Here is a 23,005-nt window from a genome sequence, read left to right as displayed (position 1 = left end):
GGCTCATCGTCGATCCGATCGACCAGATGCCGGGACTAAACACCTAAGCCCGCTCAACACCGAGCCGCACCCATCAGGCGGCCCGCTAACAGCGGGGCGTCACTATCGTCGCTGCGCGACGCAACACGTCTAACCCAAGTGACGTGAGACATGTCGCGTCCGCTCGCCTCTAACCCGGTCAAATCCGGGCCGCGCCAGGGTAGGCAAACAGGAGATCCGCATCGTCCGATGCGTCCAGATCCTCGTTTCCCGTCACGATAAGACATTCCCCTGCCTTCCAGGCGATCCCGCCTACGCTTCCCGTGCCGCGTACCGGAACGAGCCAGCCTCGGGCATTCCCAGGCATATCGATCCTGCGATCACCGCCGGTCCAGCGTTCGAGAACGAACGTCGGGCCTTCGACCAGTATCTCACGACCGGGTTCGACGACCCCGCCTTGGGGCTCCGCCGTCCAAGGATCGAGTTCCGCTACAGCGACGCCGTCGTCCAGATGGAGCTCCCTCGGTCGGCCGTAGTCGAACAGACGATAGGTCGTATCGGAGTTCTGCTGGACCTCGATCAGCGTGAGACCCGCCCCGATCGCATGGACGACACCCGACTTCGAATAAAAGAAGTCGCCTGGCTTGGCCGGCTTCCAGTCCAGTCTGCCTTCCAAGGTGCCGTTTTCTGCGCTTGTGCGGAGAACCTCTCGGGTCATGGGTTCCAAAGGACCTAAAGCAATCGTCGAGTCTGGCTCCGCGTCGAGTATGATCCAGCACTCGTCCTTGCCACGCGGAAGGCCACGTTTTGCGGCTTCCATGTCCGAGGGATGATTCTGCACGGATAGCTTTTCGCTGGTGAACAAATACTTGATCAGAAGCTCCGGGTCGGACAGTTCGGAGGATTGAAACCAGATCTCCCCGATCGGTTCGTCGTTCTCGGCCGGGTCCGTGAAGCCCCCGTAGAGGTTGCGGCGACCCCAAGGTTTCTCCACTCGTTTCGTCGTGAGCAGCTCAGCAGGCATGTCGTGTATATTCCTGATCAAGAAGGGTGGGGTGGCAGGCCCTCTTGGCCGGCCATTCGCAGAAGGTGGGCAGGAAGAGGTGGATTCGGATCTCTGGTCGAACCGACGTTCTCTCCCGGTTTTCAGCCGCCCTTTCGGGAGGAAAAGGAAAGCGACGCGGGTTCGACGTTCCAGCCCCGGACCTGAAGCTCACCGAGCTTCCGGTCAGCCGGTATCTGCAGACGCAGTCGTCTCGTGTCGCCGGGGAGAAGGGAGACGTAGTTGTCCGTGAAGTAGGCAGGTAGTATCTGCACTCCCGCCGCATCGAACGGCGTCAGCTTTGCTTGGAGCACGGGGGAAGTGGACGTGTTGCGTATGATGACGTCGATCCCAGCATCGGAATTCGGTGACGTGCCACCAAACGCGATATCCAATCGGACCTTACGCAGGTCGTCGAGCGCCTTGAACGCTGCCGGATCGCTCGCATCCCAGTAGAGATTTTCAGACAACAGAACGCCTTTGGCGCTCGTCGCCGTGAGCTTGACGAACCTCAATCCGCCATCCCTACCGACGTCGAGATTACGTATATCGGCTATGTCATCGGCTGCGGCGCTAACCACGGCCGACTTCGTGGCTAGTTCCTGCCCGCTGGGCGATACGATGCGAGCGGTGACCGTGACATCCTGCAACGGGGCATTGGTGGTGTTCACCAGCGTTAGGCTGCGATCCGGCAGGTTCATCTGTATATGGATGGGCTCCGTCCCCTTACGCGTTCCATAGAAAGAAGCGTGCGTGTCGTAGTCGGACGAATAGATCTGAAAATTCGCCGATGGCCATGCGGGATGCGACATCCAGAGCATGCGGGCGCTGTTCGTTCTCCACAGCCCGGCATTCATGCCCTCGAAGATCGCACGATGGGACTCGTAGTTCAGCAGCTGAGCCTTGCGCTCGAAGTCGGTCAGGCTCGTCGCCTCCCCCAAGCGCAGCTTCATCGCATCCATAAAGCTGGCCACTGAGACCGCTCGCTCCTGATGCCAGTCATGGTAGGCCCAAGTGTCGTTTATAGGCCATTGATCGGCCCCGGGGACCGCCCTCTGCCACGCTTCGAGCGTGGGAAAGCTCGGCGTGCCTACTTCGACCGCGAAGCCCTTCGCGAAATCGGTGAAGTAGCCTTCCGGGGAACGCCAGTTGTATGGCCCGGATCCGCCGAGGTTTATGATCCGTGACGAACCCTTGTAAAGTCGGCCTCCATCCTCCTCCCAGATCATGTCCTGCAACGCCGTCTGCAGGATCGGCTGAGGTACGCCCTCGTTACGACCGATCCACATAACGATAGACGGATGGGTCCTAAAACGTCGGACGACGTCGCGCGCGTTCTCCAGGAACAGAGGGACGTCCTCGGCTTCCGCGTTGTTGTCCTGCGTGGACTCCCAGAAATCGTTGAGGACCATCATGCCGTATTCGTCGGCGAGCTGGAAAAAGTTCTCCTCAGTGCTCTGGCCCATCCAGTTTCGGATGATGTTCAGACCGGCGTCGCGGTGAAGGCGAAAATAGGGTTCGAGCCGCTCTCTCCCCACCCGTTTCATCATCTCGTCCATGCCCCAGTTGCCGCCACGCGCCGCGATCCGGACTCCGTTAACCCTCAGGACGAGGTTCGGAGAAAGGCGCGGGTCGCTGACAACCTTGCGGACCGCCGGTGACAGCTCGGAACCGGGCCGCAACGAGTTCGCCCACCCATTTGGGACCTTTCGAAGAGCCGCGTTCCGCTCGTCGATGATCGGGGTCCCAAGTCGCTTCGCCTGCGCGAGATCGACATCGACGCGCTCCAGGTCACCGTGCTGATCAAGCGAGGACAGTTCGTAGGTCACCTTGCGCATTCCGAAGGACAGCTGCCGTCGATCGGACACCGTGCCCCCAGCATCCACGGCAAGCCTGAGCTGGTGCAGCGCCGGGGCGCCATATCCGTTTGGCCACCAGAGCTTCGGGTTCCGAACGTGCAGGGCGGCGTGTTCCGATGGGGTGAACCGCGCCGTCACGGTCGACCTAGGCGGAACGCTGATCCGGCGAGCTACGGAGACATCGTCGAAGGCGGCGCTCACGGTCGTATTCAGCGCGGTATCACTAACGTTCGTCACAGGCACGTCGATGAAGACATCCGCAAGCGAGTTATCGTCCTTGGGCAGATCCGTGGACACTTCGGGATCACCGATAGCCAGGGCACCTGTGGATTGCAGTTCGACGCCTTGCCATAACCCGGTGTTGCGGTCGCGGATGCCGGGTATCCAATCCCACCCCTCGCTGGCGGTGAAGGTCGGGCCATCGATCATCATGGCGCCGCCATTCTCGCCCCGCCCGCCCGTCATCGACTGCTCATGGGGGATGCCGGGATGGGGCGGCGGGGATACGCGGATGGCGATCGCGTTCGACCTACCGGGCATCAGCAGGCTCGTAACGTCGAACCGACCTCGCACGAAAGCGCCTTTGACGTCTCCCACCCGTCGACCATTGACCCAGACGTCGGCATGATAGTTGACGCCGTTCAGAACAAGCCGCTGCCTCTTGCCCTCTTCCGTTCGAGGAAGGGTGAATTCAGTCCGATACCAGTAGTCCTGCCGCGCAAGCCGTTCGGGGATGGCCATGTTGTTCAGTCCCACGCGCGGGTCCGGATAGACCCCACGATCGACCAGGGTCGTCAGCGCGGTTCCGGGGACCGTCGCGTGAAACCATTTGCTCGCATCGTAGCCAGGGCTCGACAGCAGCTTCGGCGTGCTCGAGACGTTCGGAGCTTCGACCATTCTCCAGCCGTTGACCGCGAACAGGCCATCTCGAACCGGAATCAGCGGGCTGCCTTCCACCGCGGGCGAGGGCTGAGGTTGCGAGAACGGCGCGATGCCCTTCGGAAGGGTCCAGGCACGCTGCGGCACGGCCTCGCCGTACTGCGTTCGCACCTGAAGAGGCCAACTGGGGCTGTTTGTCTCGAAACGGACAAAATTCTCGTCCGGCACGACTGCAGCCTCAGCACGTATCCGTTCGGCGGAGTAGGCCTGCGGAGTGGCAACAAAAGCCGCGAGGCGGCCAGCATAGCCTGGCTTGCCGAGCGTGCGCGAGCCGAGCACGATCAGCGCTTCGGGCGAGGACGCCGACGTGGTCCCTTTACCTACTTCGCGCCCATTGACGTAGAGACGGGCTGTTCCGCCGTCGCTGACTGCGACCACGTGGTGCCATCTGCCGATCTCGAGCGCCCCACCGCCTCGAAGGGATCGTCCACCCATTGATAAGCCCAATCGTCCATCGACCAGATCCAACGAGCGCGAAGCATCGTCCCCGGGCCTGCCGACGCCGGCGACCTCGACCCGGCCAGGCACGAGCCTTGCCGGTTTGATCCAGGCAGACATCGTCCATGCCGCGCCTGCGGGAATGTGCTCGCCTTCGGCATAGCCCTGAGCGCGCTTCGATATGGTGTCCCCACCAGCGATGAACTCGGCGTCGTAGGGGCCAAACGCATCCATTTTCGGCTGCTGGAGTCGCGGGGAAGCCCAGTCGACCTGCTGCGCGGTTCCGGGGACCGCTCCTCCGGCCACTAGCGCCAGAAGGACGCTCTTCGAAACGATGCGCTTCACTGCGATTCTCCTTCATGGGCGGCAATGCCGATTTCAAGCCCGCGCAGTTCGGCGAGCCCCCTGAGCCGCCCAATCGCGGAATAGCCAGGGTTGCTTCCCGACTTCTTCAGGTCGTCGAGCATCCGGTGACCGTGATCTGGACGCATCGGGATCGAACGCCGTCCCGACATCGATATCGAACGGATGGCCTTCATGATCGCGACCATGTCACTGGACCCACCTAGGTGTGCGGCCTCGTGGAATCCGCCACCTGCTTCGCGCCGCACGTTTCTGAGATGGAGAAAGTGAACACGGTCGCCGAAGCGGCGCATCATCGCGGGAAGATCGTTCTGCGCGGCGACGCCGAAAGAGCCGACGCAGAAGCAGAGACCGTTCGAGACGTTGGGCACAGCGGCAAACAGTTTGTCCAAGTCGTCTGCGGACCCGACCACTCGCGGCAAGCCGAAAAGCTCGAAGGGCGGATCGTCAGGGTGGATCACCAGTCGCATGCCGAGATCGTCCGCGAGCGGGCATACTTCGCGCAGGAAGCCAAAGAGGTTTTCACGCAGGGTCTGCGCGTCGATCTCGCGATAGCCTTCTATCGCCGCAAGGAATTCCGCGGAACCAAAGCTTTCCTCGCTACCGGGAAGTCCGGCGATGATCGTACGCTCCAGGCAGTGGCGCGCCGCGCTGTCCATCGAAGCGAAATAGACTGCGGCGCGAGCCTTGACGTGATCGGAATAGCTCCGTTCGGCCGAAGGGCGGTGCAGGATATGAATGTCGTAGGCCGCCAGCGCTTCTGGTTCGAACCTCAAGGCCAACGCGCCATCGGGAAGCTCGTAGGCAAGATCGGTCCGCGTCCAGTCGAGAAGCGGCATGAAGTTGTAGGTCACTGTCGTGACGCCACATGCATGGAGGTTGACCAGGCTCTTTTTGTAGTTCGCCAACGCGTCATCCCGGCCCGGGCCGCCACGCTTGATCGCCTCGTGAACCGGCAGGCTTTCGACCACCGACCACCTGAGACCGGCCTGCTCGATGAGCGCCTTGCGATGCGCGATCGCCTCGACAGGCCACACCGCGCCGTTGGGCACCTCGTGGAGGGCCGTGACGACGCCCGTGCATCCGGCCTGTCGAATGTCGGAAAGCGAGACAGGGTCACGCGGGCCGAACCACCGCATCGTCTGGTCCATAAAGTATGGAAACGAAAGGGACCGATCGATCATACGATTAGGCTCAGCATGAGAGTGAAAATCAGGCCGAACACGCCGACCAGGGTCTCCATGACCGACCAGGACCGGAAGGTGTCCGCCAGGCTCAGTCCGAAGTATTCCTTGAACATCCAGAAGCCGGAGTCGTTGACGTGGCTGCACATCAGGCTGCCGGCGCCTATGGCGAGAACCATCAGACTGGGATCGACGTGCTGCGAGGCCACCAACGGCTGCACCATGCCGGCCGCGGTCAAGCCTGCCACCGTGGCCGACCCCAGAGCCAGCCGGATCGCGAGGGCGATGGTCCAACCGAGAACGAGAGGCGGAACGTGAAGTCCTGAAAGCCAGCCGGCCAGCGCAACATCCGCCCCGCCGTCAATGAACACCTGCTTGAGCGCGCCAGCGCCTGCAATGACGAGAAGAATGCCGGCGATGTCCTTGATGGCCTCGACCGAGCCTGCGGACAGGTCGGAAGCGCGTCTGCCTTGCGCAACGCCGAGCACGATGGTCGCGATGAGTAGCGAACTGAGCATCACCACGTTCGCATCGCCTGCGACGGCAGCCGACATCAGCACCTCCGGTCGCATGCCGTCGAAGGACGTGAGGAGGGTTGCACCGGCTAGCAGCGCGACCGGCAGGAGCGCGACTCCGAAACTGGCGGCGACGCCGGGAACATGAAGACTTTGCGAGCTACTGTCCGGCCGGGACATATGCGGCCTCGCCACTACGCCCTTCAGCGTATGCGCGAACAACGGCCCGGCAATCAGCAGCGTGGGGATCCCGACGATCAGCCCATAGACGAGGGTCCTCCCCATGTTCGCGCCAAAAAGCCCGACGAGCGCGGTGGGGGAGGGATGGGGCGGCAGAAACCCATGGGCGATCGACAGACCAGCCAGCATCGGTATTCCGAGATATACCGCAGGCAGGCTCGAGCGCTGCTGGACCGACAGGATGAGTGGCACCATCAGGACGAAGCCGACGTTGTAAAACAGCGGAATCCCGACAAGGAACCCGGAGGCCGCCAGAGCAAGCGTTATCCGCTTTATCCCCGCAATGCGTATCAGCGTGTCCGCGATCCTGCGTGCAGCACCGCTGTCAGCGACGATTCTTCCGAACATGGCTCCAAGACACAGGATCGCGGTCAGGGAGCCGAGCATGTCACCGATACCGTGGTTCAAGCTGGTGGTGATGCTGGTCATCGGACGCCCGAGCAGCAGGGCCGCGACGATTGCGGCGATAAGGAACGCCACGAAGGGATGCAGCTTGACGACGGAGATCAGAAGCACGAGCGTCCCCACCGCGACCAGCACGGCAAGCAGGGTCATATTGAGCCCCGGCGGATCACGTTGCGCTGAAAACCTGGTTCGGAAACATGCCGATCCACGGATCCTTCCGAACCGCTACTCATCGGCGACAGCATGATCGACGCGATCAATTCGCTACCCCTCGGTCAGATGGTTCACAGTTGTCGGATTGGGAACTGAATCGACCCAGCGTCTCCAGCTCTCCCCCGATGTCGTCGTTGATCTTCGGGCAGAGCACGCCCTGAGGCATGAGGCGATCTTCGATCAGCATTGCGGCAGCCCCGATGGCGACGGCGTAATCGGGGGTGGTTGCCGGACATACCATCGATCCGCTTCCGCGGAGTTTGCCAAGCGCCGTGGCTAGATCGACAGCGACCAGATCCGTGACGTAACCCCCCACGTACAACGTTGTGGGTACCGACCTGCCATATGCCTCGTGCAGAGCGAGATGAAGATCCCCTGCGCAATCGGCCACCGTGTCAGTGCCATCAGTCGTCGTAGTGGCGGTTGGCTTTGCTTCACTTGCCGCGTGCAACCTTGCGGCGATTTTCGCACCCTGCGGAATGCGCTTGGCCTCTACATGAAGATGCCCCGTGGACCGTCCGGTGACTGTCACGAGCGAGGGTGTGTTACTGAGATGAACGTACCCGAAGCGCTCTGCCTCATGATCGGTCCTTTGAAATGGCTCCATCGCCGCCAATGCGTCGTAGCTTGAGACGAAAGTCAGCTCGTTTTCCAAGGCAGGCTGATCCGCGCGCCCACCGAGCCTAACGATCGCGTTGGTGGCGGCTTCCCCCCGATCTGCATGGTCGATCCAAGAACCACACCGCGCCACGGCGACGCCGATGACCTTGCGCGCGTCGACGATCCCGCTGGCAGTGAGTTGAGCGACGGCGTCGACGATCGTAGCGCAAACCACCGCCTCGTCGGCAACATCTAGCGCCTGTGTCCGTCGGTGAACGACCTGTCCGGCCAGATTGACGGCGACGAGACGCATCCTGGAGGAACCGACATCGACGCCGATACAGATCGCCCGTTCCTTCACCATCTGCAGTCGGATTGCCGGTTGGCCCCTGTTATCACTCGTCCGACCGGATTCCTGGACGAAGCCGTCCTTGATCAGAAGACCTGCGATGTTCGCAATCGCCGGCATGGAGAGGCCGGTGACGGCTGCAAGCTCCCGCCGGGTCTTCTGACCGGACGTTCGAAGGATTTGCAGTAACATCCGCCGGTTCCACTCGGCCGCGACTTCCAGATTTATCCCGTGCAGCATGACGCACTGTCTCCACTGCTAAAAGAATGTCGCGGGCTCGGACTTCCATCGCGAGCCACGACCCAAATCAGCCACCGCAAGCGGCAGCCCTTTTCAACGAAGCTTGATGACGGAGTTGTGCGGCCCCGTTGCGGCAGACTCTCCTCGATCCACAACTTCGGACGGGTCCTGAGCGCTGCCTTGTGCAGCACTGAACGCCAGGATGGCGATGCCGCACAACGAAGCTAGCCGAAGGCGTCCTTGGTGGAGGTTCATCGATTTTCCTCTCAATCTCGAGGCTGTCCGCGTTGGTCGTGGGCGACCTTCGAGGATCAGGCGTAGGTGGCAGCGTTCGGTGTTACCGTTGCATCCAAGGCGTCCAAGGCCAGAGCGAGCGAGCCCAGCGGACCAGCTTCGTCGCCAAGACCCGGCGCTACCAGCAGCGTCTCGAGCTGCGCCGTGATCGCATCCGAACCGGCATAGCCGCCCATCCGCGGTTCCAGCCGGCTGCGGATCATGGGGATAAGGAACGGCCGCCGAGATGGGACGCCACCTCCCAACAGAATGCGCTCCGGCACGACAGTGAAGAGCATGTTGTGCATCATGGTAGCCAACGCATCCGCGACGTGCTCCCATACCGGGTGATCGTCCGCGATGGCGTCACCTGACATGCCGGTCCGCCTTTCTATCGCCGGACCGGAAACCAGACCTTCGACGCAGTCCCCGTGGAACGGGCATGCGCCTTCCCACTCATCACCAGGCTCGCGCCTCACGAGCATGTGTCCCGCCTCGGGATGGCCGAGCCCATGAACGGTCTGCCCACCAACCACGATGCCTGCACCCACCCCCGTGCCAACGGTAATGTAGGTCCAGCTCGAAAGTCCTCGGGCTGCACCCCATCGACCTTCGGCCAGCGCTGCCGCGTTCACGTCTGTATCGGCCCTGGTCGGGACATCGTAGCGTCGCATCAGCCGCTGGACCACGTCCGCGCCATGCCATCCGGGTTTGGTCGTCTTCCCAATGCGGCCGAAGTCGTCGGACGACCGGTTCAGTTCAATCGGCCCGAAGCTGCCTATGCCGAGCGCCCGCACATCGTGGGTCCGCATCCAGCCATCAAGTATCCTCTCGATGTCGGCGAGCGTCGAGAGAGGGTCGCGCGTCGCAAGTCTTCTTGTCTCGACGATGTCGTCATGGCCTCGGGCCAGCGTGCAGATGATCTTGGTGCCGCCGAGCTCTATCCCGACGATGCAGTCCCCGCGAACTGGCTTAGCCCCAGCACGGATGTCCTGAGTGTGCATCTCCATCATTGCACCACCACCGTCGAAGGCATCACGTTCCATCCGCTCAGGCGAACGCTCACCGATCCGGTCGCGCGGCTCGTCGGGTATCGCACGGCGATCACCCGTTCTTCTCCTGGGAGAAGAGAGACGTAGTTGTCGGTGAAGTAGGCTGGCAAAACCTGTTTTCCGGATGCGTCGAAAAGCGTGGCCTTCGCCTCGATGATCGGCGTCTGAGTGGCATTGCGAAGCGTGATGGTAGCGGCTGTCTCCGTTCCGTCGATCCGTGCCGTCGTGGACGCCGTCAGTCCGACCTTAGGCATCGCCGTCATACCCTTCAGGTCTGATGGCTGGCGGCCCTCCCAATAGAAGTTTCGCGAGAGGCTCGTGCCCTTTGCATCCATGGCTTCGAGACTGACCAGCGTCACCGGATTCGAACTCAACGTTTCAGGAGCGATCGTCATGGCGTCTGAAACGCCTTCGCCAGCTGCATCCAACTGCACGGAACGATCCGCGATGACCTTGCCTTGCAGATCGGTCATCCTCACTCGAACCTTCAGCCCGCGCAGCGGTTCGAGCGTGTTGTTTACCACCACGATTTTGTGATCCGGCAGGTTCATCTGCACGTGGACCGGTTCCGACGACTTCTGGACCGCGTAGTAGGACGCCTGCGTATCGTAATCCGAGCTGAAGATGTTCCATGCGCTGGACGGCCAAGCAGGTTGGGTCATCCACAGCATCCGAGCGCTGTTCGTCTTCCAGATGCCGGCGTTGAACCCTTCAAAGATCGCCCGATGCGAGTCATACTGAAGAAGCTGCGCCTTGCCGCTGAAGTCCTCAAGGCTGGTCGGCTCACCGAAACGGACGCGCATGGCGTCCATGTAGGTCTTGACCGATCCGCCCCGATCCTGATGCCAGTCGTGGTAGGCCCATGCGTCGCTGATCGGCCAGAGATCCTCCTTCGGGATCGCGCGCTTCCAGCTTTCCAGAGTAGGGAATGACGGCGTGCCGAGTTCCACCGCAAAACCCTTGGCATGCTCGGTGAAGTAGGTTTCGGGTTCCCGCCAGTCATAGGGCCCGCTTCCGGCAAGATTCACGTTATTGGAGGAGCCCATGTAAAGCCGGGTTCCGTCCTCCTTTTCAATCAGCGACTGCAAAGCAACGTTGAGCGACGGCTGCGGAACACCCTCGTTCCGGCCGATCCACGCAACGATCGATGGGTGATTCCGATACCGGGCCACGACGTCCTGCGCATTGTTCATGAACAGGGGCACATCGTCGACCTGCTGGTTGTAATCCTGTGTCGATTCCCAGAAATCGTTGAGAACCATCAGGCCATATTCGTCCGCCAGATCAAAGAACACGTCCTCGGTGTTCTGGCCGACCCAGTTGCGGATGATGTTCATGTTGCCATCACGGTGCAGGCGGAAGAAAGGCTCCAGTCGGTCGCGCTCGATGCGCTTCATGAAATCGTCCATGCCGATGTTCCCGCCCCGAGCGGCGATGCGGACGCCGTTCACGCGGATGACGAGATGCGGCGCGAGCTCCTCTTCGCCATCGATCCGCTTTACCGCGGCCGACTTGAGCGCACCTGGCGCCAGGGATGCGGCCCAGCCGCCCTTGACCTTGCGGATTCCGTCGTGAGTGCCATCGACGATATGCTGTCCCATCGATCTGGCGCGAGAAAGATCGATGCCGACCCGACGCAGCTCTCCCGCATCGTCCATCAACGACATGTCGTAGGTCACCTGCCGGATCCCGAAGCGCGTCGTGCGCTCGTCGGACTTCCTCCCTGCGATCGACGTCTCGATGCGCAGATCGTGGAGGTTCGGCTTGCCGTAGCCGTTAGGCCACCAGAGTAGCGGGTTCCGGACGGTGAGTTGCGGGAACTCGCCGGGCATGAACGCGACGACGGTCTTCTGCCGCGGGGCGAGTTGAACGGAACGGCTGACGGCGACGTCGTCGAAGCTCGCGCGCACGACGGTTTCGACAGGCTGATCCGTAAGGTTCTCGACCGGAACGCGAACCTCGACGTTCGCGAGGCTGTTGTCAGGCTTTGGAATTGTCGTGACGATCTGCGGATCGCCTATCCTCGCCGCGCTGACCTGTTCGATCAGCACGGGCTGCCAGATCCCCATGTTCCGATCGCGGATGGACGGTATCCAGTCCCAGCCTTCGGCTGCGACAAAAGTGGGGCCGTCAAGGACGAGCATGCCACCGTTCTCGCCGGCACCGGCCTTCAAGGACTCCTCCTGGGCGATGCCGGGATGGGGCGGGGGAAGGATCTTCACGGCGACTGCGACAATGGTGCCAGGCGCGGCCACCTTCGAGATGTCGAAGCGGCCCCGAACGAATGCGCCCTTCACATCGCCGACGATCTGCCCGTTGACCCAGATCTCCGCGGCATAGTTGATCCCCTTGAACGTGAGGAACGTGTTCGTCGCGGCTTCTCCCACTGGCACGCGGAACTGTGTGCGATACCAGTAGGCCTGCCGGCTGAGCTTCTCCGGAATGGCCATGTTGTTGAGGCCGTAACCAGGATCAGGATAGACGCCCCGATCTACCAAAGTCGTCAGGACGGTTCCCGGCACCGTGGCGACGTGCCAGCGGCTGACGTCGTATCCAGCCCTGGACACGACCGCTCCTGCGTCGTGGATGTCCGGTGCGGCAACGAGGCGCCAGCCGTTCAGCGTCCAGCGCCCGTCGGCGCCGCTCGCCAGAACCGGCAGATCCGGGATCGGCTTGGCGATCGGAGCCGAAAAGGGCGCACCTGACTTCGGGAGCGTATCGGCGGACTGAGGTGCCTCCATACCGATCTGCTGCTTCTTCTGCACCGGCCATTTCGGGCTGTTCGTCGCGAAGCCGATGAGATCCGGATTAGGAAGCCGACCCGCCTCAGATTCGATCGTTGCTGACGGGGTCCCGGACTGGTCCAGGCGAACGTCCGCCAAGCGGCCTGCGAACGTCTGGTAGCCGGACTGGCGTGGCGCGACAGTCATCGATCCCTGGAAAGCGAACCCTTCTAGGCGTCGTGCCCGCCCCGCGGTTCTGCCATTGACGCACAGGACGAGGCCATTGGCATCGTTGATCACCGCAAAATGGGTCCAACGCCCGACCGGCATCGTCGCATTGGCGGTAATTCTGGTCGAGCCCGCAATGAAGGTAGGACGCCCCTTGACCAGGTTCAGCGCGAACGCGACCTTCCCCTGATCAGCTTGCGCCATCAGCGGCGCATCCGCTGCCGAAGCGTCCTTGGGCAATACCCACCCGCTCAGTGTGAAGTCACCGGTTCGAGCCGTAGCGTTCGCTGACCGCGCCGCGATTGGGACCTTAACGCTGTCGCCGCCACGCGCGATGTCGACGTTGATGGGACCGCCCACGACGGCTGATGGCTCGCTAGCCGAGGCCTGCCACCCGCTAAGCGCCGTTGCCGCAAGCGCTACCGCCAAATACTTCATGCTTCCTCCCTCAGGCGTCAAAACCATTTGCTGCCTACCAGTTCGGGGCAGCCATGATCGATCGTCGATGACAGGGATAGCACCTCTCTAAATTTATTCAATCAAATTGAATAAGTCTTGATCTCGGTGTCTCTGTGTGTTTCTTTGCAACTCTAAGACAGGGCTTAGACACCGGTCGGCACAGGAGAGGACTCGACGCTGCGGCAACCGCGGCGCTCGTCCCCGCTTGCGCGATCAACACAGGGGACGACACCATGCGCACGGGCAGACAACTCATCGCAATGCGCCTGCTTGCAGGCTCGGCGGCTATTCTTATGCATCCTGACGCTGCCTTGGCGCAGCAGGAGGTATCGCCTGCCGCGCAGGAGGACGTGTCGCAGGATATCGTCGTCACTGGTGTCCGCGGCGCGCAGCAGAAGGCGATCAACGTCAAGCGCGATGCAACGCAAATCGTGGACTCGATCGCGGCGGAAGACATTGGCAAGCTGCCGGATGCGACCATCGCGGATTCCCTGCAGCGGGTGCCTGGCGTCCAGATCACGCGATCCGCAGGGGAGGGGGCTTCCCTAAACATCCGCGGTCTGGGTCAGGTGCTCACGACATTAAACGGTGAGCAGTTCCTAGGTGCCTCGAATATAACGGGAGCTCAGCCAAACCTCACCGACGTCCCATCAGAACTCTTCGCCGGCGTCGACGTGATAAAGTCGCCAACGGCGCGCAACCTGTCCGGCGGCGTATCTGGAATCGTCGATCTCAAGACGCGCCGGCCCTTCGATCTCCCCAAGGGGTTGACCGCATCGGTGTCGGGTCAGCACGTCTACGGAAACCGCACCGACGACTGGAGCCAGCAGTATTCGGCGCTAGTCGGATGGAACAACGGCAGGTTCGGCGGACTGCTCGCGGTCGCATACGACGACCTGACGCTGTCAAATCAGCGGCCATCGATCACCAACGGCATCCGCAAGACGACGGACAGGGCGGCGGGTTTCGATACGAGAGGCGATGGCGACATCACGAACAGCACCCTGCGCGCCGATGGCGATTACTTCTACAATCCTGTCGCCTTCGAGATGAGTAACTCGATCACCGATCGACAGCGGCTGGGTGCCAATGCGTCGGCACAGTATCAGATCACGGACTCGCTTCAGCTTATCGGGGATCTGGCCTACACGCGCCTGCGAAACCGAGACTCCGGCGTTTCGGCCGTGCTGCACAACAATTTTTCCGACAACGCCTACCAGTCCAGTTCGATCATCGACGGAAACGGCGTGCTGGAAGTCGGCAACGCGAACCTGTTCCGCTTCCACACCTCGACCATTAACAACTACACGAAGGCTCGTTCGCTTAACACGAACGTCGAACTGCGCTTCGACGATGGAGGCCCGTTCACCGCATCGGCGCGCTGGGTGCAGGCGGATTCGAAATCGAGCTACATCTCCGGCAACGTCGATGCGTGGGCCACCAGAAGCATTCTCGTTCCAAGGAGCTCGAGCGTCGTCGACTGCACGGCGACGCCGGCGTCCTGCGTCTACGGCAATCCGGGCGGTCTTCCCAGCGTCCTCGCTAGCATCGACTTCCGCAACCACTACCCTGCGGTGTCGTTCGCGAGCGACGTAACGAATCCTGCGCTCTACTCGCTGACGTCCACATGGGCCTTTGGAAACCGCTCCGAAGCTCAGCTCGACGCGTATAGGATTGATGGGGCCTACCGGGTCAGCGACGACGGCCTTCTGCGAAAGCTACAGTTCGGCGGCCGATACGGGACGCGTGACGTCAGCAACGAAGCTTTCCGGCTCTTGTCTCCGATCTCATTCGGCGGGACGCCTTATCTCTATTACTTCAAGGACGCGACTGGCATTAACCGGGTCAACGGGCTCAACCGCTCCCTCGTGCCGGTGCGCAAGTTCGCCGACATTCCCGGCCTGACCACGATAGCCACCGGCTTTGGTCCCATCACGGGCATTCCAGCCCTACCAGCGATCAATCCGACCGCGCTCAACGATGTCCGGCAATTCAATGAGGCATTATTTCCTGGTACGCGGGAATACGCAAACCCGACGCAGTCGTATCGCGTCAACAGTCGTGACGTCGCCGCCTACCTTCAGGCGGACGTCGCCGGGCAGCTGATCGTTCCGTTCACTGGGAACGTTGGATTGCGGTACGCGCGCAACTCGCTCGACATCTTTACCAACCCAGCAAACGGGATTGCCTTCGTCGGGTTGAACGCCAACAACGGCGTCCAGCTGGCGCTGCCAACCGTAAAATACAAGAACGACAGCGATTTCTGGCTACCGAATGCCAACCTCAATTTCGAGCTGGCGAGCGACATGCGACTGCGGTTCGCGCTCGCCAAGGTCGTCGGGACCTACGACCTGGCCACGCTCGGGCAGGGCTTCGCTTTCAGCTACGTCATCAACGGTTCGCGGACGTTCAACGGGCAGCCCCTCCCGTCGGATCTGAAGCGGTTCAACTCGGGATCCGCCGGAAACCCATCTCTGAAGCTTCCGCAGTCGACGAACTACAATGTTTCCTATGAGTGGTATTTCTCGCGCAACAGCATCCTGTCGGTGGCTGCCTTTCTGTTCGACGTCAAATCGTTCCTACAGACGAACACGGCGATAGAAGCGCAGCCAGACGAAGACGACGTCGTTCGCGAGGGGGGACCAGTGACGCGGCCTGCTAATGGGAAGGGCGGGATCATTAAAGGCGTGGAGATTGGGCTCCAGACGACCTTCGACTATCTGCCTGGTCTGCTCAGCGGTTTCGGCACGCAGCTGAACTACACGTTGTCCGACAGCAGCAGCTCGAACATCGATCTCTTTGGAAGGACGCTGCCCGTTCCAGACAACTCCCGACACCAGGTCAACGCTGTCGTCTTCTATCAGAAGGGGCCTTTCCAGGGGCGGGTCGCAATGAACTACCGCAGCAAGCGGTTCAACGGCCTGACCCCGGCCGGAAGCGACAATCTGGCCGTCTTCACGAAACCGACGAACTATCTGGACGCGTCGCTCAGCTACGACGTCACGCCGCGCTTCACGGTATACGTGCAGGGCACCAACCTCACGCAGGAGAACGAGGAGCGCTACGCCCAGTTCAAGAACTTCTATCTCGATCAAGCCATCTTCGAACGCCGCGTCTTGGGCGGGGTTCGGATACGGCTATGAAACGCACGAAGGCGCCTGCACAGCTTGCCAGTTGGATCGTCCGGGGCGTGATCGCGATCGTCGCGCTTTCGGGCGGCGCCGCAGCATCCGCGGCACGTCCCCGCTGCGAACTGACGCCATCCGGGCGACAGATCATCGAGATCGGGACGGTGGGCATGGCGCGTCCGGTATTGCTCTACGTGCCTCACGCGAGCCGGTCCTGGAAGGCTCTGCCGCTCATTCTCAACCTGCATGGTAGCGGCTCGAACGGCGCACAGCAGCTCGACCGTTCGGGATTGATGGAGCTCGCGGATCGCCACCACGTGATCGTGGCCTCGCCGGATGGGGGGCTGACTCTTCCCTCCGGTGGCCTGGCCTGGAACATACCAGGCGTGCCGACCACGGCCGGGACCTTGCCGCCCGCCGATGCGCCGGATGACGTCGCGCGCATCCTGGCGTTGATCGACACTTTGATCGCCAAGAGCTGCACCGACCCAGAACGCGTTTACGCAACCGGTCTATCCGGAGGCGGCCGGATGGTCTCACTGCTTGGCTGCGTTCTGTCTGATCGCCTGGCTGCGATCGCGCCGGTGGTAGGGCTTAGAGCGGGGGCGCCAGATCGCTCGACGCCTCCGAAACCCGACGTGAAGACCTGCCAGCCAACAAGGCCTATGCCGGTCGTCGCCTTTTCGGGTGGCGCCGACACAACAAATCCGATCGATGGCGGTGGAGCGAGGTATTGGCAGTATGGGTTGCTGGCAGCCGAGCGCCGTTGGGCGGACATTGATGGATGCCGGGGCGTCGTCGAAACTGAACTCGTCAGGTCCGGAAGAATGAAGCGTCGTTATCTCGGCTGCCAGCCGGGGGCGGACGTAGTCTCCTATGTGACGAGGAGTGGCACACACCAGTGGAGCGTCGCAGACACGCAGCTTATGTGGCGCTTCATGTCCGAGCATAGCCGTCCAGTTAGAAGTGACCCAGCAGCCCGCACCAGAGCGCTCAGCGCAAACTAACATGCCAATTTTTATTCAATCAAATTGAATAAGTATTGCAAACACAAATGAAAGCTGCTTTTCAGGCAAGACCAAGAGGGCTTGGAAAGAGCCGAGTGGGGGAGGGAACATGACACTGTGCCGAAGCGCCGTGCACGTTCGAGTTCCCTCCCGGTCAGGATGAGGGGATGAAGGCAATGCGTAAACTCACAACACTCCGATCGGTTCTGTTCACGGCCAGCTCGGCCGTAGCGCTTCTGGGTGCGCAGTCCGCGACGGCGCAGCAGACCACGTCGGACGGTCCAGCAGCAGCGGCCCCGGATGCAGGCACGCCACCGGTCCAGGAAGTCGTTTCTAACGAGCAGGACATTGTCGTCACCGGCGTCCGCGGCGCCCAGCAGAAGGCAATCAATGTCAAGCGCGAGGCGTCGCAGATCGTCGACTCGATTGCCGCCGAAGACATCGGCAAGCTGCCGGACGTGACAATCGCTGACTCGCTTCAGCGCGTCACCGGCGTGCAGATCACGCGTTCCGCAGGGCAGGGTGCGTCCGTCAACATCCGCGGTCTCGCGAACGTCCTCACGACGTTGAACGGCGAGCAGTTCCTCGGTGCCTCGAACATCACCGGTGCGCAGCCGAACCTTACCGACATTCCGTCAACCCTCTTCGCGGGCGTGGACGTGATCAAGTCGCCGACGGCCGGCGATCTGACCGGCGGCAACTCGGGCATCATCGCGCTCAAGACCCGCCGGCCCTTCGACCTTCACAAGGGACTGACCGCCACTGGCGCGGTGCAGGACACCTATGGCAGCGGGACAAAGGACTGGAGCCAGAACGCCTCTGCCCTGGTCGCCTACAACGGCAGCCGCATCGGCTTCCTCATCGCGGGCTCGTATGACAACGAGATCTTAAGCAACAAGAACCCGCGCGTGACCAACGGCATCCTGAAGACGACCGATGCTCAGGCCGGCTTCGACGTCCGCAAGGACGGCGACATTACGAACAGCACGAAGCTCGCCGACAAGGACTACTTCTACAACCCCGTCGCTCTCGAGTTCGACAATGGGCAGACGCAGCGCGAGCGTATCGGGGCAAACGCTTCAGTGCAGTACGACGTCACGGATTCGATCCAGCTCATCGGCGACGTCGCCTACACCCGATTCCGCAACAGGAATTCGGGCAACACGGCTGTGCTACACGGCAACTTCTCGAACGACAGCTACCTCCCGTCGTCGATCATCGATAGCAACGGCGTCGTGCAATTCGGCGACCTGAACCTGTCGCGGTTTCAGGTTCACACGTTGAACGCGTACAACAAGGCTCGATCGCTCAATACGAACCTCGAGGCCCGCTTCAAGAACGACGGACCATTCAGCGCGGCCCTGCGCTACGTCCATGGGGATTCGCGAAACAACTCGACCCAGACCGACATCGACTCTTGGGCCACCAGAGCAGGCGTTGTTCCCCGTTCACTTCCTACCAGCTGCGCCGGAGCCACGATCCCCGTCAACTGCAGCTACGCCAACCCAGGCGGCCTAGCCGCGGTTCGCGCTACGGTGGATTGGCGCGGATCGGAGCCGTCGGTCAACTTTCTAACGGACGTGACGAACCCCGCCAACTACTCCCTGACCTCCACCTGGTCTCAGGGTTCCAAACAGAAGGCGACGCTCGACGTATACCGTGCAGACGCGCAATACGATACGGACCTTGGACCTCTCAAGAACATCCGCATTGGCGGCAGGTACGGTAATCGTGACGCCGGCAACAATGCATTCCGATATCTTTCGCCTATCGGTCCGGCCGGGCACCTCTACTTTTACAAGGATCCCCTCATCGTCGATACGGTGGGCTACAGCGTCGTGCCGATCCGCAAGTTCAACGATCTCCCAGGACTAGTCGCATCCGCGGGCGGTTTCGGGCCAATCAGCGGCATTCCCAACGTTCCCGCCATTTCGCCCAACGCACTTAACGACGTGAACGCCTACAATGCACTGCTCTTCCCTGGCACGAAGGCCTACCTCGATCCCCAGAACAGCTATCGCGTCACCCAGCGTCAGATAAGCGCCTATGCCGAAGCCAATTTCGACGGCTCACTCGGCTCGCTCGACTTCACCGGGAACGCCGGTGTGCGCTACGTGAAGACGAAGCTGGGCATCTACTCGTTCCCAACTGGCAACCAATTCATAGGCGACTTTTCGTGGAACGGCGTAGCGATCGCGACCGGAACGTCTAAGTCGAACAATGACAGCGACGATTTCCTGCCCGATGCCAACCTTAGCCTGCACGTGCGCCAGGACATGTATCTGCGCTTCGCCTACGCCAAGACGCTTGGTCAGCTTGACCTCTCCCAGTTCGGCCGCGGCCTGGCATCGTCATTCGCGGTGAACGGAACGCGGACATATCAGGGCGTGGCGCTTGATCCGAATCTGCAACGCTACAGTTCGGGATCGGCGGGCAACCCAAATCTTGAGTTGCCGCGATCGGCGAACTACAACGTCTCTTACGAATGGTATTTCAATCAGAGCAGCCTCCTTTCCGTTGCCGCCTTCTGGTTCGACGTTAAGAGCTTCCTACAGACGAATACCCTTATCGAGGCACAGGCTGATGCTGATGGCGTCGTTCGGGAAGGTGGCCCAGTCACGCGACCGGTCAACGGTAAGGGTGGCTCCATCAAGGGCGTCGAACTCGGTTTCCAGACCGTCTTCGATTGGCTGCCTGGTGTGCTCAGCGGCTTCGGCGGCCAGCTGAACTACACCTACTCCGACAGCGGCAGTTCCAATGTCGATCTCTTCGGCAAATCACTGCCCGTTCCGGACAACTCGAAGCATCAGGCCAACGCAGTGCTGTTCTATCAGAAGGGCCCAGTGCAGGGTCGCGTGGCCTACAACTATCGCAGCAAGCGCTTCGGTGGGTTCGTCGCCGCGGCTGATGACAATCTGGCCGTCTGGAACCGCGCGACAGGCTATCTGGACGCGTCCGCGAGCTATGACGTGACACCGAAGTTCACGATGTTCGTGCAAGGGTCGAACCTGACCAAAGAGAACGAGGAGCAATACGCCCAGTTCAAAAACTTCTGGTATGGCTCCAGCATCTTCGAACGCCGAGTGACCTTTGGCGTCCGCATCCGCAACTGAGCTTCACGAGATACCCTAGGCTGGCTCTCCTCCCCTTGACCAGCCACTCACGGGGTTCACTCAGGCCGCAGCGACATTTCGCTGCGGCCATATTTTTGTTCGCGTCACCAGCCGTATTTGATGCAATATGAAGGGATGAATGATAGCGGTAACGGCAAGATGGTGGCGACGGTGTCCAAGGACGACGGCATGCGTGGCAACGACCGGCAGCCAAGGCTGACCGTTGGCCTGTCTGGCAGCAATCTTGTCCGCGTCAGCGACTTCAACCAGCGGGTGGTCCTGCAGGCCATCCGTGTCGCAGGAGGCGAGGTTTCGAGGTCCGAACTCGTCGCGGCGACCGGCCTCACGTTTCCCACCATAGCCAACATCACCCGTCGTCTCATCGACGAGGGTCTCATTCACGAAACTGCCCGCATAAAAGGCCCCAGAGGTAGCCCCGCTTCGCGGCTCGCGATCGATCCAGATGGCTGCTTTTCGCTAGGGGTAAACATCGACCGGGATCATGTCGCCGTCGTGATCCTAGACCTCGCGGGAGGCGTTCGCGCGCGATCCGTAAAGGAGGTCGATTTTCCTAGTCCCGAAATGGTCGTCGACTTCGTTCAGGAGTGGTATGCTGAGACGACTGACGCATTGAAGCTAGACCGAGAACGCTTCATCGGCATCGGTCTTGCGATACCCGACGATATCGGAACGATCGCGCTGCCGAAGATGCCTGAGGCATACGGCGTCTGGGCAACGACGAACGTCTCACACCTGCTTCAAGACGGACTGGGCCTGCCTGTCCTCCGCGACAACGACGCCGCAGCGGCGGCGATCGGGGAAGCGCAGTTCGGCAACGGACGGCAATTTACCGACTTCTTCTACGTGTTGATCAGCGCCGGACTAGGGGGTGCTGTCGTCGTAGACAACGAGTATGTGCGCGGCGGAAACGGGCGAGCAGGTGAACTCGGACTGCTTCCTGCGGACTTCAACCATCCCGCAGGGCCGACCGTCCAGGACTGCGTGTCCCTGTCCGAACTCAGGCTTAGGCTGGAGAAAGCGGGATATGCGGGTAGCGTGGCGGAACTTCGCGCAGACGTCGAACGCCACAACCCGGTCGTCCGCGCTTGGTCCCTAGAGGCGGCAAAGACTCTCACGCTCCCTATTATGACGGTGAACGCCCTCCTCAACCCGACCGCGATCGTCATTGGAGCACGACTGCCGTCGTGTCTGCTGGACAGCCTCATACTCGAACTGAATCGTAACATCGCCGCGCTCGGAAGCGCGGTCCCAAACATGGCTTTGATCCAACGAGCGAGTCATGACGAGGACGCTGTCGCGATCGGTGCGGCCATCCTACCGTTCATCGCCCATACGCTGCCGTCGCACGCCGCTCTCATGAAGAACCTTAGCTGACGCCATGCCGCGGATGACTGCGTCCCGACATGGCGCGGCGGTAAAAATCCAACGTCAGCCTCACGGATCGCCGGAACAGTGCCGCGTCGTAGCTCGGACCCTCGTCTCTCAGAAACGCATGCTACGCATTCACCTCATGCCATTCGTAGCGCGCATCTACTTCCTCCAATCGCGCGCAAATCATCTGCCGTCCGGCATAGGGGACATGCGTATCCTGTCGCCCCCAGACGAACATGATTTCGGTCTTCAAGTCCGCGATGCGCTTCAGGCTGCCATCCGACCGGCCTTTTTCAAGCGTGCCTAAATAGACGCCGGTGAGGTAGAAGCAGGCGGCCGCAAACACTCGTGGATCGAGTGCACCCCGATAGGCGAGATAGCCACCAAGACATACGCCGAAGGTGCCGAGCCTGCCATCTCATGACTACGCATTCACGCGGGAGAGGCGGCCGTATGCGAAGTTGATCCGGATGCGCTTTCGATCTCCCGACAGCCTTGTGTAGGCTTCTTGGAAAATCACGTCGGCACCGAATGGGTTGCACCACGTCATGATGACGGCCGGGCTGCGCAACTCGCGCAACCAAGTGTTCAAGCGCGCGAGTTCCTCCGCCGAGAGCGGCTTATGCCAGAATCTAAACGACACCACCTCGTTACCGCGATCCCGCCAACGATATAGCACCTCGAGGTTCTCAATGCCGCACCTGACAACGAGGTGCTGCTGCCCCACAGTCGGTTCGAGCGCCTCGAAAGAGCTGAGAGGCGGCGGGGGGCGGGGCGGGAACATTGTAGCTTGAGCGACAAGTGCCGAAGAAGCTCCTACGAGTAGCTCTTGGAGAAACATCATCGGCACACTCTACCCTCCCGCTGGGCGACTGTGATGACAGAGGACCAGCATGTCAGCAAATGCGCGGCTCCCGACCAATCGACAGCCCCACCGGATTTACGCAAAACTTCCGAATTTCGCGACAGTCGCTGACGTTCGCCTTCTAAAAAGTCGATACTTGTTGCGTGGCTTGCCAGCATAAGATGTCGTCCAAGCGGAATGACGGAAAACACCTGTTTGTCGCACAATGGTGATTACGACCGGGTTTTTCGCACACCCAATCTGTGAATGGCGATAAATAGTGGTTAGGCGACAGGCAGCTTTCGGCAGCCGGATGGTTGAAAGCTGCCTTTGAATTGGTGTCACAACCGGTCCGAGACTGTTGAAAAACGCGTGCTTGCGACGACGAGGAAGGCGTGATTCACTCCTGCCAGGCGGCGG

General features: G+C 61.2%; 11 protein-coding genes and 1 pseudogene. 4 read left to right on the top strand and 8 right to left on the bottom strand.

Translation table 11 applies throughout. The features are described 5' to 3' along the window. Positions 1-178 precede the first annotated feature (178 nt). The 7 genes from sphsw_RS10620 to sphsw_RS10590 form a co-directional block, all read right to left on the bottom strand. Positions 179-1,003 (bottom strand): class I mannose-6-phosphate isomerase, encoded by an 825-nt coding sequence (locus sphsw_RS10620; RefSeq protein WP_031440597.1) that lies wholly within the window; start codon positions 1,001-1,003, stop codon positions 179-181. A 122-nt stretch (positions 1,004-1,125) separates the two neighbouring features. Beyond that, on the bottom strand, positions 1,126-4,602 hold the full coding sequence (locus sphsw_RS10615) for a glycosyl hydrolase 2 galactose-binding domain-containing protein (protein ID WP_235188361.1): 3,477 nt from the start codon (positions 4,600-4,602) through the stop codon (positions 1,126-1,128). Further along, positions 4,599-5,759, bottom strand: coding sequence for a mannonate dehydratase (uxuA, locus tag sphsw_RS10610; protein ID WP_031440595.1), 1,161 nt, complete (start codon positions 5,757-5,759; stop codon positions 4,599-4,601). The genes sphsw_RS10615 and uxuA overlap by 4 nt, the downstream gene beginning before the upstream one ends. A 41-nt stretch (positions 5,760-5,800) precedes the next feature. Further along, positions 5,801-7,114, bottom strand: a complete 1,314-nt coding sequence (locus tag sphsw_RS10605) for a gluconate:H+ symporter (RefSeq protein ID WP_031440594.1) — start codon at positions 7,112-7,114, stop codon at positions 5,801-5,803. 106 nt (positions 7,115-7,220) lie between these two features. Next, on the bottom strand, positions 7,221-8,366 hold the full coding sequence (locus sphsw_RS18360) for a hypothetical protein (RefSeq protein ID WP_031440593.1): 1,146 nt from the start codon (positions 8,364-8,366) through the stop codon (positions 7,221-7,223). Positions 8,367-8,677: 311 nt separating this feature from the next. Next, positions 8,678-9,685, bottom strand: coding sequence for an ROK family protein (locus tag sphsw_RS10595; protein WP_235188360.1), 1,008 nt, complete (start codon positions 9,683-9,685; stop codon positions 8,678-8,680). Beyond that, a complete protein-coding gene (locus tag sphsw_RS10590; RefSeq protein ID WP_042467043.1) occupies positions 9,649-13,080 on the bottom strand; it encodes a glycoside hydrolase family 2 in 3,432 nt (1,143 codons plus the stop codon). The genes sphsw_RS10595 and sphsw_RS10590 overlap by 37 nt, the downstream gene beginning before the upstream one ends. 254 nt (positions 13,081-13,334) lie before the next feature. On the opposite strand from sphsw_RS10590, the gene sphsw_RS10585 reads away from it, so the two are divergent. From sphsw_RS10585 to sphsw_RS10570, 4 genes are all read left to right on the top strand, one after another. Further along, on the top strand, positions 13,335-16,244 hold the full coding sequence (locus sphsw_RS10585) for a TonB-dependent receptor (protein WP_042467042.1): 2,910 nt from the start codon (positions 13,335-13,337) through the stop codon (positions 16,242-16,244). After that, positions 16,241-17,236, top strand: a complete 996-nt coding sequence (locus tag sphsw_RS10580) for an alpha/beta hydrolase family esterase (protein ID WP_042467041.1) — start codon at positions 16,241-16,243, stop codon at positions 17,234-17,236. The genes sphsw_RS10585 and sphsw_RS10580 overlap by 4 nt, the downstream gene beginning before the upstream one ends. A gap of 167 nt (positions 17,237-17,403) precedes the next feature. Further along, on the top strand, positions 17,404-20,349 hold the full coding sequence (locus tag sphsw_RS10575; protein WP_052380916.1) for a TonB-dependent receptor: 2,946 nt from the start codon (positions 17,404-17,406) through the stop codon (positions 20,347-20,349). A 189-nt stretch (positions 20,350-20,538) separates the two neighbouring features. Further along, a complete protein-coding gene (locus tag sphsw_RS10570) occupies positions 20,539-21,744 on the top strand; it encodes an ROK family transcriptional regulator (protein ID WP_160172633.1) in 1,206 nt (401 codons plus the stop codon). 121 nt (positions 21,745-21,865) lie between these two features. On the opposite strand, the pseudogene sphsw_RS20425 reads toward sphsw_RS10570, so the two are convergent. Beyond that, positions 21,866-22,144 (bottom strand): annotated as a pseudogene (locus sphsw_RS20425) (dienelactone hydrolase family protein); the annotation flags it as partial. Positions 22,145-23,005: the final 861 nt, after the last annotated feature.

Source organism: Sphingomonas sp. FUKUSWIS1, from assembly GCF_000733135.1.
In the GTDB taxonomy this organism is placed as follows: Bacteria; Pseudomonadota; Alphaproteobacteria; order Sphingomonadales; family Sphingomonadaceae; genus Sphingomonas; species Sphingomonas aerolata.
This window is presented reverse-complemented; position numbering and strand designations above follow the sequence as displayed.

Excerpts from the sequence above, each read along its gene's own strand:
- sphsw_RS10620 (WP_031440597.1), bottom strand. The coding sequence starts at position 1,003 with ATGCCTGCTGAGCTGCTCACGACGAAACGAGTGGAGAAACCTTGGGGT.
- uxuA (WP_031440595.1), bottom strand. The coding sequence starts at position 5,759 with ATGCGGTGGTTCGGCCCGCGTGACCCTGTCTCGCTTTCCGACATTCGA.
- sphsw_RS10605 (WP_031440594.1), bottom strand. The coding sequence starts at position 7,114 with ATGACCCTGCTTGCCGTGCTGGTCGCGGTGGGGACGCTCGTGCTTCTG.
- sphsw_RS18360 (WP_031440593.1), bottom strand. The coding sequence starts at position 8,366 with ATGCTGCACGGGATAAATCTGGAAGTCGCGGCCGAGTGGAACCGGCGG.
- sphsw_RS10595 (WP_235188360.1), bottom strand. The coding sequence starts at position 9,685 with ATGGAACGTGATGCCTTCGACGGTGGTGGTGCAATGATGGAGATGCAC.
- sphsw_RS10590 (WP_042467043.1), bottom strand. The coding sequence starts at position 13,080 with ATGAAGTATTTGGCGGTAGCGCTTGCGGCAACGGCGCTTAGCGGGTGG.
- sphsw_RS10585 (WP_042467042.1), top strand. The coding sequence starts at position 13,335 with ATGCGCACGGGCAGACAACTCATCGCAATGCGCCTGCTTGCAGGCTCG.
- sphsw_RS10580 (WP_042467041.1), top strand. The coding sequence starts at position 16,241 with ATGAAACGCACGAAGGCGCCTGCACAGCTTGCCAGTTGGATCGTCCGG.
- sphsw_RS10575 (WP_052380916.1), top strand. The coding sequence starts at position 17,404 with ATGAAGGCAATGCGTAAACTCACAACACTCCGATCGGTTCTGTTCACG.
- sphsw_RS10570 (WP_160172633.1), top strand. The coding sequence starts at position 20,539 with ATGCGTGGCAACGACCGGCAGCCAAGGCTGACCGTTGGCCTGTCTGGC.